The organism is Streptomyces sp. NPDC057287, assembly GCF_042667905.1.
Classification (GTDB): Bacteria; Actinomycetota; Actinomycetes; order Streptomycetales; family Streptomycetaceae; genus Streptomyces.
In genome coordinates this window covers 201,860-217,764 of sequence record NZ_JBHUYV010000014.1, presented here as the reverse complement: position 1 = coordinate 217,764, position 15,905 = coordinate 201,860, and the positions used below count along the sequence as shown (strand labels likewise).

Genomic DNA, 15,905 nt, shown 5'->3' with positions numbered 1-15,905 from the left:
CGCGCGGGTCGGCCCGTCAGCTCCGCACCGGCACCGGAAGCACGGCGCAGCGCCCGCCCGAGGCATCCAGGCCTCAGAAGTCGGCGAGGGTGCGCCCGTCCAGCCGGGCCACCGAGTCCTGCGCGTAGGCCCTCTCGTAAGCGGCGCGGATCCGCTCGATCCGCGGGTCGCGCAGGCGCGCCTCCGACGCGGGGCACAGCAGGATCAGTTCGTACGAACGCTCCCGCTCGATCACTCCGTGGGAGTCGCGCCACTGCCCGCGGCCCTCCTGGACCGTGAGGCCGTCCGGGAAGGCCGGTGTGACCCGGCGGTCGACGAACGAACCGTGCGGCGGGACACCAGGAACCGGGCCGGACCATCCGCAAGGGTGAGCCGCTAGACGGGCGTTGCCGGGATGAGCGGCATGGAGACCCCGCGGGCCGCGAAGAAGCGCTCGAACACCGGCACCGGAAGGTCGGCCGTGCGCGTCGCGGCCGACGTCCCCGAGGGGTTGTGGAAGTGCACGCCGGACCCGTCCGCCGTACGGGCGGTCAGCAGCACCAGATGGCCCCCGCGCCCCGGAGCGGGCCGGTCCGGGTGCCGGATCCCGTAGTGCACGGAGGCCATCACCGTACGGCCCTCGTCCAGCAGGTCCAGGATCCCGGCGGGGGAGAGGTGCCGGTGGACGACCGCGTCGAGACCGTGGACCTCGGACGCGTAGCGGGCGAAGGGGGCGTAGACGAGCCCCTTGATCACCCCGTCGGCGTTCTCGGTGTACGCGTCGTACTTCAGCGCCCCGTCCCGCAGGGCGAACAGGGGCGGCGCCCCGGTGCCGAGCGCCATCCGCAGGCAGGTCACACCGCACAGATGACCTGCCCAGCGCGCGTACTCGGCGGGCGACGCAGCGCCCGAATCGGCCCAGCGGGGGTCCTCGGCCGGATCGAGCCCTCCCTCCACGATCGCCCCCACCAGATCCGGTGAGGCGAACTGCGTGTGTACGGGGACGGGGCAGGTGGGGCAGGTCACTGGCGGTATCCGTTCAGGAAGCGGCCGATGCGGCTGATCGCCGCGTCCAGGTCGTCGACGTGCGGCAGGGTCAGGATGCGGAAGTGGTCCGGGCGCGGCCAGTTGAAGCCGGTGCCCTGCACCACCTGGATCTTCTCCCGCAGCAGCAGGTCCAGGACGAACCGCTCGTCGTCGACGATGCCGTGGACCTTCGGGTCGATGCGCGGGAAGGCGTACAGGGCGCCCTTCGGCTTCACGCACGACACCCCCGGGATCTCGTTGAGCCGTTCCCAGGCCCGGTTGCGCTGCTCGTGGAGCCTGCCGCCCGGAGCGGTGAGCTCCTTGATCGACTGCCGTCCGCCGAGGGCGGCCTGGATCGCGTACTGCGCGGGGGCGTTGGGGCACAGCCGCATGGAGGCGAGCATGGTGAGCCCCTCCAGATAGCTGCGGGCGTGCTGCTGCGGTCCCGACACCACCATCCAGCCCGAGCGGAATCCCGCGACCCGGTACGTCTTGGACAGCCCGCTGAAGGTGAGACAGAGCAGATCGGGCGCCAGGACCGCCACGCTGTGGTGCTCGGCGTCGTCGTACAGGATCTGGTCGTAGATCTCGTCGGCGAACACCATCAGCCCGTGCCTGCGCGCCAGGTCGAGCATGCCGTCGAGGACCTCGCGGGAGTAGACGGCGCCCGTGGGGTTGTTCGGGTTGATGATCACCATGGCGCGGGTGCGGTCGGTGATCTTCGAGGCCATGTCGGCGAGGTCGGGGTTCCAGTCGGCCCCTTCGTCGCAGGTGTAGTGCACGGCCCTGCCGCCCGCGAGCGTGGTGACGGCGGTCCACAGCGGATAGTCGGGACTCGGGATCAGGATCTCGTCGCCGTCCTCCAGGAGCGCCTGCACGGCCATGGAGATCAACTCGGAGACACCGTTGCCGAGGAAGACGTCGTCCACGTCGACGTCGGTCAACCCGATCGCCTGGTAGCGCTGCGCGACGGCGCGGCGCGCGGACAGGATGCCGCGCGAGTCGGTGTAGCCGTGTGCCTGCGGGAGCATCCGGATCATGTCCTGGACGATCTCCTCCGGCGCCTCGAAGCCGAAGAGCGCCGGATTGCCCGTGTTGAGGCGGAGCACGCTGTGACCCGCCTCCTCCAGGGCGTTGGCCTGCTCGATGACCGGACCCCGGATCTCGTAACAGACCTCGTTGAGCTTGCTGGACTGCCGGAACTCCATGCGGTGCCTCCCCGACCCGAATTGCGATACTTGGTTTTACCAAGCTCGGGCTTGGAAAGTCCAACAACATGTCTAGACTGCGTCGCATGCCACGTCAGCAGCAGCCCGCACGCCCCGCCCGCCGCCGGAGCTACGACCAGTTCTGCGCCACCGCCCGTGCCCTCGACTCGGTCGGCGACCGGTGGACCCTGCTGATCGTCCGTGAACTGCTGGCCGGGCCGCGTCGCTACACCGACCTGCACGCCGATCTGCCCGGAGTCAGCACGGACGTGCTGGCCTCCCGGCTGAAGGACATGGAGCAGGGCGGCCTGGCCGTGCGCCGGCGGCTGCCGCCCCCGGCGGCCGCCGCGGTCTACGAACTCACCGAGCGCGGCCTCGGCCTGCTCCCGGTCCTCACGGCGCTCGCCGCGTGGGGTGCGCCCTCCCTCGGTGAACGCCGCCCCACCGACGCGGTCAGGGCCCACTGGTTCGCACTGCCGCTGCTGCGGGCCCTGGACGGCCTCACCCATGGCGGAGTCCTCGAAGTCAGGCTCCCGGAGGGGGATTTCCACATCCGTACCGGCGCCGGGGCGGAGGAGGGCAAGGTGTACGGCTACGGTCCGGCCGACCGCCCCGACGCGTGCCTGGTGCTCGGCGCGGAGGCCGCCCTGGAGCTCGCGCGCGGTGCGTGCACCCTCGCGGCGGCGGTCGAGGACGGCCGGGCCGAAGTGCTCGGTGAGGGTCCGCTCGCCGTCGAGCTCCGCGACGGCCGGTCCGCTCGCACCTGAAGTTCCCGGTGCGTGCACATCTGACGCTTTTCAGCCAACTCGGCGGTAGCGTGAACCCGTTGGACGGGCGGATGCTGAGGAGGCGTTCATGGGATTCGACGGCGCGGCCGGTGTGAGGAACGGGGAGAGCGCGAGACGGCCCAGAGCGCTGCGCAAGGTCCCCCTCGTGGGGGTCTGCGTGGCGGCGCTGGGTCTCGTGCCGGCGGTGGCGGTCGCCACGCCGGGCAGCGGGGTGACCGCCACCGTCGTGGCCAAGGGCACCTCCGAGGGCAAGCTCAAGGTGAAGACGCCCAGGGGGCGGACGGACGTCACCTTCCGGGAGATCACCGTGGCACCCGGCGGCTCCACCGGCTGGCACACCCACAGCGGGCAGCTCATTGTCGTGGTCAAGTCCGGGATGCTCACCCGGACCCTCGACGACTGTTCGGTCGAGGCGACACCCGCCGGGACATCGTTCATCGAGCCGTCCGGGACCCGGCACCGGCACATCGGGCGCAACCTCGGGACCGAGCCCGTCGTGCTGTGGGTGACCTACCTGCTCCCCGAGGGCAGCGAACTCTCCTACGACGCCGACGCGGCGGACTGCCCGGCGACGACGTAGCCGGAGCAGCCGGTCAGTTGGCGGGCGTCTCGCCGTAGGCGCCGAAGCCCGCCACGACCAGGCCGTCCCGGAAGGTCAGCACCTCGCTCACCCTGCCGCCGATCTGGTTGAGGTAGTCGATCACGAGCGCGTCGACGCTCGCCCGCACGTCCATCACCTCGAACCTCAGGTCCGGGATCCGCTCCAGCCCCGCCGCCCAGTACGCGCGCAGGGCCTCCTTGCCGTGCACGGTCCCGGCCGGGTCGCCGGTCAGCCGGGCGATCATGGGCGAGCTGAAGCTCACGTCGTCGTGGTAGTGCGCGAGGATGCGGTCCAGGTCGTGGGAGTTCCAGTCGTCCTGCCACCGAGCGGCGAAGCGACGGGCGAAGTCGAGTTCCATGCGGACCATCCTGCGCCAGGGTCATGATGGATGCGTGCAATTTGAACCGATCACCTGGGACCGGCTGGCCCGCACCCTCGCCGCCCACGCCGACGGACTCGAACCGGCCGACGGCGGGCCCTGGCTGAGGATCGGCGTCGACGGTGCTCCGGCAGCCCGCCCCGCAGAGACCGCGGGACACCTCGCCGAGGCCCTGCGCGCCCGCGGACGCCCGGTGCTCACCGTCTCCACCAGCGGATTCCTGCGCCCGGCCAGCCTGCGCTACGAGTACGGCAAGAAGGACCCGGACTCCTACGCCGACAGCTGGTTCGACACGGGGGCGCTCTGGCGCGAGGTCTTCCGGCCCCTGGAGCCCGGCGGCAGCGGCCGGGTCCTGCCCGACCTCTGGAACCCCGAGACGGACCGGGCGACCCGCAGTCCGTACGAGGCGCTGCCCGAGGGCGGAGCGCTGATCCTGCACGGCCCGCTGCTCCTCGGCCACTGGTTCCCCTTCGACCTCGGGATCCACCTGAGCCTCTCCCCGGGCGCGCTGCGACGGCGTACGGAGGAGGGCGAGCGATGGACGCTGCCCGCGTTCGCGCGGTACGAGGACGAGACCGCGCCCGCCGAACGCGCGGACGCGGTCGTCCGGGCCGACGACCCGCACCACCCCGCCTGGACGGGGATCGGCGTCTGAGGGCTCCCCGTCCGGATCAGGCCGGGTGCCACGTGGGACGGCCCCCGACCGTCGCGACCGCTTCGGCCCCGGCCCGGCAGCCCTGCGAGGCCGCCGTGACATCGTCCGCCCCGGCGATGAGGGCCGCGAGGAAGCCTCCGGTGAAGGCGTCCCCCGCACCCGTCGAGTCGACCGGGACATGCACCGCCCCGGCGGGCACCCGGGCGGTCACCGCCCCGCCGGCAGCCAGCAGGACACCCCGGTCCCCGACGGTGACAGCGACCCGGCCGACATGACGGCTCAGCTTGGCAGCGGCATCGGCGGGGTCCGGCAGCCCCGTCAGCACGCGGGCCTCGTCCGCGTTGGGCAGCAGAAGATCGACCCCCTCGACCAGGTCCAGGAACGCCGCGGCGCCCAGGTCCGCGAGGAAGCCGGCGGAAGCCGGGTCCACACTCGCCGGGACGCCCCGGCGCCGTGCCTCCCGCAGGGCGAGCGAGGCGGTCGCCCGGCTCGTCGGCGCGAAGAGGAGGTAGCCGGACACATGAAGCCGGGCGGCGCCGTCGAGCAGTGCGGAGGACCAGTCACCGGGGGAGAGGCGCTGGACCGCCCCGCTGTCGGTGAGGAACGTGCGCTCGGCCGAGGAGTCGACCAGCGCCACCACCGTGCCGGTCGGAGCGGCCTCGTCCACGGACAGGAACGGGCGCACCCCCGCCCGCCGCAGCGCGTCCCGGTGCCAGGCCGCGGAGTCCGCCCCCGCCCGGGCGAGCAGCCGCACGTCACGGCAGCCCCGACGCACCGCCCAGCACGCGGTGTTGGCCCCGGAACCGCCCGGCAGCGTGGTGATCCTCGCGGGCGTGTCCGTGCCGTGGAGCGGCGCCGGCCCGTGCCGTACGACCACGTCGGTGACGACCTCCCCGACGACGAGCAGCCCACCCCCGCCCGGCCCGCCGCCGCCCTCGCCCACCGGGTTGCCCGGCCGGCCGGCCCCCTCGCTCACCGCGTGGCCGCCACGGCGATCCGCGCGGCCAGTCGCACGTTCCCGCGTACGGCCGCGAGATTGGCCTCCAGCGACGCACCGGCGGTCTCCCGCATCAGGAACTCCAGCAGGAACGGAGTGACGGCCTGGCCCGTGATCCCCCGCCTCCGGCAGGCCGACAGGGCGTCGGCGAGCACCCGGTCGTGCACCGCGGGGTCCAACTGCTCATCCCCCGGTACGGGGTTGGCGACGATCAGCGCCGCGGGTGGCCCGCCCAGCTCCTCCCGGGCCCGCATCACGGCAGCGACCTCCTGCGGTGTGCGGACCGTCCAGTCGACGGGCTCTCCGGAACTGCTCAGGTAGAAGCCCGGGAACCACTGTGTGCCGTAACCGAGCACACCGACACCGAGGGTCTCCAGGCGCTGCAGCGTGGCGGGAACGTCCAGGATCGACTTCACGCCCGCGCACACCACCGTGATCCCGGTCCGTGCGAGCAGCCGGAGGTCCGCGGACTCGTCCTGCGTCTCCGTCCAGGCGCGGTGCACGCCGCCGAGCCCGCCGGTGGCGAAGACCCGTAGACCGGCGAGCGCCGCGAGGAAGGCCGTGGCGGACACGGTGGTGGCCCCGGTGGCACCCAGGGCCAGCGCGGGCGCGAGGTCGCGGTGGCCCAGCTTGCGGACGCCCGGATCCCCGGCGACCCGCTCCAACTGGGCGCCGTCCAGTCCCACATGTGCCCGCCCGTCCAGCACGGCGACGGTGGCGGGGACCGCCCCGGCCTTCCGGACGAGCTCCTCCAGCTCCCGGCCGACCTGGAGATTGCGGGGGCGTGGCAGTCCGTGCGCGATGATCGTCGATTCCAGGGCCACGACGGGGCGGTTCGCCGCGAGGGCCTCCCGTACCTCGTCGGCGAGCAGCGGGGCGTGGGAGACGGATCTGCGGGACGCGGGTGCCGGTGGAGGTTCCTGCGACGGAGGTGCCGATGGATTCAGAGGCATGCCCCATCACTGTCGCGGGTGCGGGGGCCGCAAACCCGCACGGCCCGTGCCGTCGCACGCCGCGTGGCCGGTGCCCCGTCAGGCGTCCTCGGTCCTGTCGGCCGGGCCGCCGACCGCCCTGCGCAGGGCGAGGACGGCCGACGGGAGGAGGAGACAGGCGGCGATCGCGTTGAGCCACCCGTACCCCAGGCCGGAGACGATCACCCCGGCGACCGCGCCCCCGATGCCGGCCGCCGTGTTCATCGTGAGGTCGGAGAGCCCCTGCGCGGCGGCCCGGGCGGCCTGCGGCACCGATTCGGTGAGCAGCGCCGAACCGCCGACCAGCCCGGCCGACCAGCCGAGACCCAGTACGAACAGGCCCGCGGCCGTCCTGGCGTGCCCGCCGCCCGACGTGCCGGCGAGCACGGCGGCACAGCACAGAAGCCCGGCGGACAGCCCGATGACCGGGAGCCGGCCGGCCTTGTCGGCGAGCCGGCCCATGACGGGGGAAAAGGCGTACATGCCCGCGATGTGCACGCTGATGACCAGGCCGATCAGCTGGATGTCCGCGCCGTGGTGCCCGAGGTGGACGGGCGTCATCACCATGATGGAGACCATCACCGTGTGGGACACCGCGATGGTCACCAGCGCCAGCCGGGCCATCGGGGAGGCGCGGACGGCCGCGATGCCCGCCCGCAGCGAGCGGTTCGCGGCCGAGCCGCTGTCCTGGGGCGCCAGCGCCCGGGCGGTGAGCAGCGGGTCGGGGCGCAGCAGCGCGGCGACCAGGAGGCCGGTGAGCAGGAAGATGCCGGCCGCCCAGGCGAACGGGCCGGCGGTCTCGGGCACGGCCGTACCCCGGAAGGCCCGGCCCGCGGGGGCGGCGATGTTCGGGCCGAGTACGGAACCGATGGTGGTGGCCCAGATGACGGTGGAGATCGCCCGGCCCCGCCGGTCCGGCTCCGCGAGGTCGGCCGCCGCGAACCGAGCCTGGAGGTTGGCCGACGAGCCGGCACCGAACCCGGCCATCCCGAGCAGAAGCAGAGGGAAGCTGTCCACCACCGTGGCGGTCACCACCAGGCAGGCGCCGAGCGCCCCGATCAGGTAGGCCAGGACCAGCCCGGGCCGCCTGCCCCGGGAGGCCATCAGGGCGGCCAGCGGAAGCGACAGCAGTGCCGTGCCTGCCACGGAGGCCGTCGGTGCCAGACCGGACAGGGCTTCGGAGCCGCTCACCTCCGCTGCCAGGACCGGGGCGAGCGCGATACCGATGGCCACGCCGAGGCCGCCGAGGATCTGGCTGCCGATGAGGACGGAAGAGGTCCTGCGCTGAAGAGCCGGCAGGTCCGAGGCGGTGATCCGGGAGGCGGGGGCAGTCGTCACCGCCGCAGTGTGCCAGCTCGCACGCGCGTGCGGAACGGGGCGGGGTGGTGCCCGTCCGTCCCTGCCCGGCGCCGGGGGCGCCGGTGCGCGGGGCAGACGAGGAGCTCGGAACAGCGCCCCCGGGACTCGCCGGGAGCGCGCCCCGGATCCCCGGGAGCGCCCCCCCGGAGGCGCCGAAAGCGCCCCCGAAGCGGTCCCCGGGACCCCGGGGAGCGGTCACGAAGACCTCAGAACAGGGGCTGCGGGAGTATCCCCTCGAGCGCCAGCAGCTGACGCTTCGCCTCCAGCCCGCCGCCGAACCCGCCGAGCCCGCCGTCGCTCTCCACCACCCGGTGGCACGGGACCACCACCGGCAGCGGGTTGGAGCCCATGGCCGCCCCCACGGCCTGGGCGGCCCCGGGCTGACCGACCCGCCTCGCCAGGTCCCCGTAGCCCACGACCGTCCCGTAGGGCACTCCGGAGGCCAGCTCGCGCAGGACCTCGCGGTGGAAGCCGGAGCTCAGCGACCAGTCCAGACCGAGGGAGAACTCCCGCAGCTCTCCGGCGAAATACGCCGTGAGCTGGCGCATCGGCGCGGCCAGCAGCGCGGAGTCCGGCGCCTCCACGGGCTCCGCGCCCAGCCGTGCCCGAAGCTGTCCGAGAGTCCTGTCCCGGACCGCCGGGCGCGCGTGGAAGGCCACGGTCACCAGCCCCGCACGGGTTGCGGCGAGCAGCAGCGGACCGATGTCGCTCGGCACGACGGACCACTCCACGACCTGCTCGTTGCTCTCCATGCGACCACGGTACGGCCGGCCACCGACAACGCCGTCCCGCCGGGCTATCGGCCGGTGGCGTCCCGGACGACGTCGGGGGTGTTGGTGATGATGCCGTCCACACCGAAGCCGGCGACCTCCGCCGCCTTCGCCGCGTCGTTCACCGTCCAGGTGTTCACCCGGAGCGGCTTGCCGTGGGCGCCCTTCAGCTTCTGCACCGCGGCGACGTAGTCGGCGCCGATGGTCGTGTACGACGGATTGATCTGGTCGGTGAACGCCGCGTACGACGGCAGATCGGCCACCGGCGGGGTGCCCAGGAAGCCGGTCACCACGTCCGGACGCTGAACATGAACACTTTTCACACTCTCTGCACCGAAGCTCTGGACGATCAGCCTGTGCTTGACGTGACCTCGGTCGAGCCACCCTTCCTCACGCAGGACACGCAGGGTCGCCTTCTCGATCCCCGGATAGATCTCGGGGCTCTTGATCTCCAGGAGCAGCTTCTGCTTGTTGCGCTCCAGGCGGTGCAGGTACTGCGTGAGTGTCGGCACCCGGGCGCCCGCGAAGCCGGCGCCGAACCAGCTGCCCGCGTCCAGCTTCGCGATCTCCGCCGCGGTGAAGTCCTTGACCGCCCAGGGCGCACGGCCGGGGAAGACCTGCTCGGCGTCGGTTGTCCGGTTCAGCGTGGTGTCGTGCACGACGACCAGCACACCGTCCTTGGTGAGCTGCACGTCGTTCTCCACCCAGTCGATGCCCAGGTCGTCGGCCGCGTCCACGGCGGCCAGAGTGTTCTCCGGGGCGTAGGCCGACGCGCCCCGGTGGGCGTACACGACCGGGCTGCCCTGGGCACCCGTGGCCTGCGCCTGGGTGGCGGGCAGCAGGACGCAGGCGCCGAGCAGGGCGGCGACTGCGCCGGAAGCAGTTGCTGTGCGTGCGGACACGTGTACTCCTCGCGTGGGGATGCGGACATGCAGAGGTTCGCATCCGATCCCCAACGATCGGGAGGACGATGGTGGCCATGTTGTGAACGGAATGTCGGCAGTGAATCCGCGGAGGTCCCGAAAGCGGATAAAGTGCCGTTCTTATGTTTGCTTGCCGGGCCTTGCCCTTTAGGGTCTCCCCGAACCCGGGCACACCGCGAAGGGCGTACCAGCATGCAGGGCACAGTTGACGGATTCTCCTACGGCCTCGTGACCCCCGTCACGGCGTTTCTCATGGCGTGCCTCGGCGCCGCGCTCGGTCTTCGGTGCACCACGAGGTCCCTGCGCACGCGAGGGGCGTCCAGAGCCGGCTGGCTGGCCCTCGGCGCGACCTCCATCGGATCCGGCATCTGGACGATGCACTTCATCGCGATGCTGGGCTTCACCGTCCGGGAGGCACCGGTCAGCTACGACAGGCCCCTCACCTTCGCCAGCCTCGCCGTGGCGGTCGTGATGGTCGGCATCGGGATCTTCCTCGTCGGCTACCGGGGTGCCACCCGCATGGCGCTGGTGACCGGAGGGACGATCACCGGCCTGGGGGTCGCGTCCATGCACTACCTCGGCATGGCGGGAATGAACTTCGAGGGACTGTTCGAGTACGACACGCTCACCGTCTCGCTGTCCGTCGTCATCGCCGTGGTGGCCGCGACCGCCGCACTGTGGGCGGCCGTCTCCGTCCACGGCTTCCTCCCGAGCCTCTGCGCCAGCGTGGTCATGGGCGTGGCCGTGAGCGGGATGCACTACACCGGCATGGCCGCGCTGCAGGTGCACCTCCACCCGGACGCCGCACCGGCACCCCCCGGGGACGACCCCACCTCGCTGCTCCTGCCGATGATGATCGGGCCCGGCTGCTTCCTGCTGCTCGCGGCGGTGGTCGTGATGATCGACCCCCTGGTGGTGACCGGCACTCCGGCCGGGCCGGGCCGGCCGCCCGGCCATCCCCGGGGCGTGGGGCAGATGACCTCGATCCCCGCCCAGCGCCGCCACACGCAGCCCTACGAGACCGCCTCGCGCAGGGCGTACCGGCAGTCGCGGAACCGCTGATCCTCCGCCGTTGTCAGTGGGGGGTCGTACCGTGGTTGCATGCGGCCAGTCTCGAAGATCGAACGTTCGGTGGCGCCTTTCGAGGTCGTCAGTCCCTACCAGCCCAGCGGTGACCAGCCCGCTGCCATCGCCGAGCTGGACCGGCGTGTCCGAGCAGGTGAGAAGGACGTCGTCCTGCTCGGCGCCACCGGCACGGGCAAGTCGGCGACGACCGCCTGGATGATCGAGAAGCTGCAGCGGCCGACCCTCGTGATGGCGCCGAACAAGACGCTCGCCGCCCAGCTGGCCAACGAGTTCCGCGAGCTCCTCCCGAACAACGCCGTGGAGTACTTCGTCTCGTACTACGACTACTACCAGCCCGAGGCGTACGTCCCGCAGTCGGACACCTACATCGAGAAGGACTCCTCGATCAACGAGGAGGTCGAGCGGCTCCGGCACTCCGCCACGAATTCGCTGCTCACCCGGCGCGACGTCGTCGTGGTCGCCTCCGTCTCCTGCATCTACGGCCTGGGCACCCCACAGGAGTACGTGGACCGGATGGTCCAGCTCAAGGTCGGTGACGAGGTCGACCGCGACCAGCTGCTGCGTCGCTTCGTCGAGATCCAGTACACCCGCAACGACCTCGCGTTCACCCGTGGGACCTTCAGGGTGCGCGGCGACACCATCGAGATCTTCCCGGTCTACGAGGAGCTCGCCGTCCGGATCGAGATGTTCGGCGACGAGATCGAGGCGCTCTCGACCCTCCACCCGCTCACCGGCGAGGTCATCAGCGAGGACTCCGCGCTCCACGTCTTCCCCGCCAGCCACTACGTGGCCGGACCCGAGCGTATGGAGAAGGCGGTCACCGGCATCGAGCAGGAGCTGGGGCAGCGCCTCGCCGAGCTGGAGAAGCAGGGCAAGATGCTGGAGGCCCAGCGGCTGCGCATGCGCACCACGTACGACATCGAGATGCTCCGCCAGATCGGCACCTGCTCCGGCGTCGAGAACTACTCGATGCACTTCGACGACCGCCTCCCGGGCACCGCCCCGAACACCCTCCTCGACTACTTCCCCGAGGACTTCCTCCTCGTCCTGGACGAGTCGCACGTCACCGTCCCCCAGATCGGCGCGATGTACGAGGGCGACGCCTCCCGCAAGCGGACCCTCGTGGACCACGGCTTCAGGCTTCCCTCGGCCCTGGACAACCGACCGCTGAAGTGGGAGGAGTTCCTGGGCCGGATCAACCAGACCGTCTACCTCTCCGCCACACCCGGCAAGTACGAGCTGTCCCGCGGGGACGGATTCGTCGAGCAGATCATCCGGCCCACCGGGCTCGTCGACCCCGAGGTCGTCGTCAAGCCCACGGAGGGCCAGATCGACGATCTGGTCCACGAGATCCGCAAGCGGACCGAGAAGGACGAGCGCGTCCTGGTCACCACCCTCACCAAGAAGATGTCCGAGGACCTCACGGACTACTTCCTCGAGCTGGGCATCCAGGTCCGCTACCTCCACAGCGACGTCGACACGCTGCGCCGTATCGAGCTGCTGCGCGAGCTGCGCTCCGGCGAGTACGACGTCCTGGTCGGCATCAACCTCCTGCGTGAGGGTCTCGACCTGCCCGAGGTGTCGCTCGTAGCCATCCTCGACGCGGACAAGCAGGGCTTCCTGCGCTCCGGCACGTCGCTGATCCAGACCATCGGGCGTGCCGCCCGTAACGTCTCGGGTCAGGTCCACATGTACGCCGACAAGATCACCCCGGCCATGGCGCAGGCGATCGACGAGACCAACCGGCGCCGCGAGAAGCAGATCGCCTACAACACCGAGCGCGGTGTCGATCCGCAGCCGCTCCGCAAGAAGATCAACGACATCGTCGCGTCCATCGCGCGCGAGGAGGTCGACACCGAGCAGCTGCTCGGCAGCGGCTACCGGCAGGCGAAGGACACCAAGGCGCCCGTCCCCTCCCTCGGGGGCAAGGCCGCGGCCGGGGGCAAGGCGAAGAAGGGCGCCGCGGTGGTCACCGACCGGCCCGCCGCCGAGCTCGCGGGGATCATCGAGGAGATGACCGACCGGATGCGGGCGGCCGCCGCGGACCTGCAGTTCGAGGTGGCCGCGCGCCTGCGGGACGAGGTGGGGGAGCTGAAGAAGGAGCTGCGCCAGATGAGGGAGGCGGGGCTGGCCTGACGGGTGGGTCCCGCAGTGTTGCAGGACCGACACAGAAACGGCCTACCACTGCTTCTCGCCCGGGCCGAATGGCTAGGGTGCGGGGACACCGCACGGGATGGTTGCGGGGCAAGCGGAGAGGGGACAGCGCGTGACGGTCAACATGACCAAGGGCCAGGCCATCAGCCTGCAGAAGAGCGACGGGGGGACCCTGACCGCGGTACGGATGGGGCTCGGCTGGCAGGCGGCCCCGCGCCGTGGGCTGTTCGGCTCGCGTACCCGGGAGATCGACCTGGACGCCTCGGCGGTGCTCTTCGCCGACAAGCAGCCCGTGGACGTCGTGTTCTTCCGCCACCTCGTCAGTGACGACGGCTCGGTCAAGCACACCGGCGACAACCTGGTCGGTGGCGCCGGCTCGGGCGGCGACGACGAGGCGATCCTGGTCGACCTGCAGCGGGTCCCGGTCCACATCGACCAGATCGTCTTCACGGTGAACTCGTTCACCGGCCAGACGTTCCAGGAGGTGCAGAACGCCTTCTGCCGCATCGTCGACGAGACCAACGGCCAGGAGCTGGCCCGCTACACGCTGGACGGCGGCGGCCAGTACACGGCGCAGATCATGGCGAAGGTGCACCGCGCGGGCAGCGGCTGGCAGATGACCGCGCTCGGCAACCCGGCCAACGGCCGGACCTTCCAGGACCTGATGCCCGCGATCCTGCCGCACCTGTAGGCAGAGCACGGGCGGGGAGACACCCGGTCCGCAGAACCGTACGAGCAGCTCCCGGAGGCACCCGCCGCCGGGAGCTGCGTCCATGGGCAGGGCCCATACCGAACGTCGAGGGGACAGGGCGATGACGGCCGAGCTGGTCCGGGGGCAGAACCACACGTTGCCCCAGACCCGTCTGGAGATCAGGGTGTCGGCGGGCTCACCCGTCGTGGCCGGGGCCACGCTCGGGGACGAGCGGGGCACCGTCCGTGGTGCCGAGTGGATCGCCCATCCGGGATCGCACCGCCTTCCCGGCCTGGAGGTCTCCAGGCAGGCGGCGGCCGACCACCGGCTGGCGGTGGACCTGGACGCCCTGCCCGACGCGGTGCACCGCGTCACCGTGCTCCTCGCCCTGCCCACGGGGGCCGGGCGGCCCGCCAGATTCGGCGCGGTGGCCGCACCCTTCGTCGCCGTCACCGGACTCGACGGCGCCGAGATCGCCACCTTCACGCTCACCGGACTCGACACCGAGTCCGCCGTGTCGGCCCTGGAGCTCTACCGCCGCCAGGGGGTCTGGAAGGTCCGCGCCGTCGGCCAGGGCTATGCCGCCGGGCTCGCCGAGATGCTCGCCGACCAGGGTGTGGCAGAGGCGGCGGAGCTGGCCGCCTCGATACAGGAGGCCGTCGCCTCCGGGCTCGCACGCTCCGTGACGCCTCCGCCCCGCACCCCGGACAGCGAGCGGGCGCGCCACCCCGCGGTCCCGGCAGTCCCGGCGGCGACCGGGGAGGACGTCCGGCCGCCCGCCGGCCCGCAGGTTCCGGAGCCGGCCACCGAACCGCTGCGCGACCGGACGCCTCCACCCCCGGACGTCGCTCCGGGCGGGCCCATCGACTACGCGCACCCGCGCCGGCAGACCTCGGCGCCGCCCCCGCCGCCTCCGGCGGCCCCGCCCGCCGCGCCCGGACAGCCGGCGCAGCCCGTTGCCGGTGACGCCACCGGCTGGTCCATGGACGAGCGCCTCTACAACCAGATCTGGGGCATGTTCGAGGATCTCGCCCGCGCCGTCGCCGCGTACCGCAGTGCCGTCGACTTCGCCGAGTCCCGGATGGACCAGGAGCTCGACCGGACCCTCTCGGACCCGCGCAGCCGTATCGGCGGCACGGGCGACCGTGCCCGGGAGGCGGCCAGGGCGAAGCGCGACGAGCTCACCGGCCGTGCGCGGGAGGCGCTCGAGCGGGATCTCGCGCAGCTCGCTGCCGAGTCGGCGGTCGTGGAGCCGGCCCTGCCCGCCGCCTACGCGGGCTGGGACAACCCCGTCTGGCACGGCTACCGCGTCCCCATGGAGATCCCGATGGCCCTGCGCGTCGGCGACCTCCGGCTGCCCGAGAGCGCCGACCTGCGTATCCCGCTGCTGGTGCGGCTGCCCCTGGAGCGAGGGATCTGGGTGGACAGCGGGCGCACGGCCTCCGAGGCCGCCGCGGCGACGTCCGGGGACCAGCTGCGGGAGCTGGCCATGGAGACCGCGGTCGCTCTGGCGGCGCGACTGCTCGCCGTCTATCCGGCGGACGAGTTCTCCGTGCACGTCATCGATCCGGCCGGTGCCGCCGCCGGCACACTCGCCCCCCTCGTGCGCTCCGGGGTGCTCGCCGGGCCGCCCGCCGCGGGGGCGGAAGGAGTGTCCGCGGTCCTCGCCCATCTCACCCGGCGGGTCGACCTGGTGCAGATGGCGGTCAGGGCCGGTGCGGCGGACGCGCTGCCCCCGGATCTCGACACGGGCGAGCAGCTGCTGATCGTCAACGACTTCCCGCACGGCTTCGACGACAGGGCCGTCACCCAGTTGCGCTACCTGGCCGACGAAGGTCCCTCGGTGGGCGTGCACCTCCTGATGGTGGCCGACCGCGAGGACGCCCGGACCTACGGCCCCGTGCTCGACCCGCTGTGGCGTTCCCTGCTGCGGATCACACCCGTGGCGGACGACCACCTCGCCGACCCGTGGGTGGGACACGCGTGGACGTACGAGCCGCTGAGGGCCCCCGGGGGCAGCAACGTCCTGGAGCAGGTCCTCGCTCTGGTGGCGGCGGCACGGCGTGCTGGTTACCGATGACCCGGATGACGGCATTTCAGATACGGCCCGCATAGGTCCTGACCAGGCAGTTTGAGCGCCTCTTGGCTCGGGCTTTACCGTTTCTTGGTGCTTCATGTACTGTTCTTGGTGCGGAGGGGAGTACTCCCGATCGCGGCGTTCCCGTCAGTACGGACTGTGACCGGTCCCGGGGCGTCGGCCCGGCGCGCATCCCGCGCTCCCGGGTGGAAGAGACCTCCGGCAGCGACGACGCTGATCT

Annotated in this window: 15 protein-coding genes and 1 pseudogene; 7 read left to right on the top strand and 9 right to left on the bottom strand. The window is 72.1% G+C overall.

Annotation, left to right across the window (positions count from 1 at the left end):
- Positions 1-73: 73 nt before the first annotated feature.
- The 3 genes and pseudogenes from ACFUNE_RS26235 to ACFUNE_RS26225 form a co-directional block, all read right to left on the bottom strand.
- Positions 74-319, bottom strand: a pseudogene (locus ACFUNE_RS26235) (DUF3574 domain-containing protein); the annotation flags it as partial.
- 56 nt (positions 320-375) lie between these two features.
- Entirely contained in the window at positions 376-1,005 is a 630-nt protein-coding gene (locus ACFUNE_RS26230; protein WP_383572847.1) for a peptidase, read from the bottom strand.
- Positions 1,002-2,213, bottom strand: coding sequence for a pyridoxal phosphate-dependent aminotransferase (locus ACFUNE_RS26225; protein ID WP_383572844.1), 1,212 nt, complete (start codon positions 2,211-2,213; stop codon positions 1,002-1,004). The genes ACFUNE_RS26230 and ACFUNE_RS26225 overlap by 4 nt, the downstream gene beginning before the upstream one ends.
- A 68-nt stretch (positions 2,214-2,281) precedes the next feature.
- On the opposite strand from ACFUNE_RS26225, the gene ACFUNE_RS26220 reads away from it, so the two are divergent.
- Together ACFUNE_RS26220 and ACFUNE_RS26215 are read left to right on the top strand one after the other, a co-directional pair.
- The gene (locus tag ACFUNE_RS26220; RefSeq protein WP_383572841.1) at positions 2,282-2,980 is read left to right on the top strand and encodes a winged helix-turn-helix transcriptional regulator; all 699 of its coding nucleotides are present in this window, start codon (positions 2,282-2,284) and stop codon (positions 2,978-2,980) included.
- An 88-nt stretch (positions 2,981-3,068) separates the two neighbouring features.
- Complete coding sequence (locus ACFUNE_RS26215; protein WP_383572838.1) at positions 3,069-3,581, top strand: cupin domain-containing protein; 513 nt, start codon at positions 3,069-3,071, stop codon at positions 3,579-3,581.
- Between the two features lie 13 nt (positions 3,582-3,594).
- Here the strand turns inward: ACFUNE_RS26215 and ACFUNE_RS26210 are convergent, their stop codons facing one another.
- Positions 3,595-3,960 carry a nuclear transport factor 2 family protein gene (locus ACFUNE_RS26210; protein WP_383572835.1) on the bottom strand — a complete coding sequence of 122 codons (366 nt, stop codon included), beginning with the start codon at positions 3,958-3,960 and terminating at the stop codon, positions 3,595-3,597.
- A 34-nt stretch (positions 3,961-3,994) separates the two neighbouring features.
- Here ACFUNE_RS26210 and ACFUNE_RS26205 point away from each other — a divergent pair, with 34 nt between their 5' ends.
- Positions 3,995-4,636 (top strand): uridine kinase, encoded by a 642-nt coding sequence (locus ACFUNE_RS26205; protein WP_383572832.1) that lies wholly within the window; start codon positions 3,995-3,997, stop codon positions 4,634-4,636.
- A gap of 16 nt (positions 4,637-4,652) precedes the next feature.
- On the opposite strand, the gene ACFUNE_RS26200 is transcribed toward ACFUNE_RS26205, so the two are convergent.
- From ACFUNE_RS26200 to ACFUNE_RS26180, 5 genes are all read right to left on the bottom strand, one after another.
- Positions 4,653-5,579, bottom strand: coding sequence for a carbohydrate kinase family protein (locus ACFUNE_RS26200; RefSeq protein ID WP_383572961.1), 927 nt, complete (start codon positions 5,577-5,579; stop codon positions 4,653-4,655).
- A gap of 29 nt (positions 5,580-5,608) precedes the next feature.
- Entirely contained in the window at positions 5,609-6,586 is a 978-nt protein-coding gene (locus ACFUNE_RS26195; RefSeq protein WP_383572829.1) for a pseudouridine-5'-phosphate glycosidase, read from the bottom strand.
- 78 nt (positions 6,587-6,664) lie between these two features.
- On the bottom strand, positions 6,665-7,942 hold the full coding sequence (locus ACFUNE_RS26190) for an MFS transporter (protein ID WP_383572826.1): 1,278 nt from the start codon (positions 7,940-7,942) through the stop codon (positions 6,665-6,667).
- A gap of 227 nt (positions 7,943-8,169) precedes the next feature.
- Complete coding sequence (locus ACFUNE_RS26185) at positions 8,170-8,715, bottom strand: methylated-DNA--[protein]-cysteine S-methyltransferase (protein WP_383572823.1); 546 nt, start codon at positions 8,713-8,715, stop codon at positions 8,170-8,172.
- 44 nt (positions 8,716-8,759) lie between these two features.
- A complete protein-coding gene (locus ACFUNE_RS26180; protein WP_383572820.1) occupies positions 8,760-9,635 on the bottom strand; it encodes a glycerophosphodiester phosphodiesterase in 876 nt (291 codons plus the stop codon).
- A 213-nt stretch (positions 9,636-9,848) separates the two neighbouring features.
- Here ACFUNE_RS26180 and ACFUNE_RS26175 point away from each other — a divergent pair, with 213 nt between their 5' ends.
- The 4 genes from ACFUNE_RS26175 to ACFUNE_RS26160 all read left to right on the top strand — a co-directional run bounded on the left by ACFUNE_RS26175 (position 9,849) and on the right by ACFUNE_RS26160 (position 15,667).
- On the top strand, positions 9,849-10,718 hold the full coding sequence (locus tag ACFUNE_RS26175; RefSeq protein ID WP_383572817.1) for an MHYT domain-containing protein: 870 nt from the start codon (positions 9,849-9,851) through the stop codon (positions 10,716-10,718).
- A gap of 39 nt (positions 10,719-10,757) precedes the next feature.
- Positions 10,758-12,878, top strand: a complete 2,121-nt coding sequence (uvrB, locus tag ACFUNE_RS26170) for an excinuclease ABC subunit UvrB (RefSeq protein ID WP_383572814.1) — start codon at positions 10,758-10,760, stop codon at positions 12,876-12,878.
- 130 nt (positions 12,879-13,008) lie between these two features.
- Complete coding sequence (locus ACFUNE_RS26165) at positions 13,009-13,587, top strand: TerD family protein (RefSeq protein WP_104789925.1); 579 nt, start codon at positions 13,009-13,011, stop codon at positions 13,585-13,587.
- A gap of 121 nt (positions 13,588-13,708) precedes the next feature.
- On the top strand, positions 13,709-15,667 hold the full coding sequence (locus ACFUNE_RS26160; protein WP_383572810.1) for a TerD family protein: 1,959 nt from the start codon (positions 13,709-13,711) through the stop codon (positions 15,665-15,667).
- Positions 15,668-15,905: the final 238 nt, after the last annotated feature.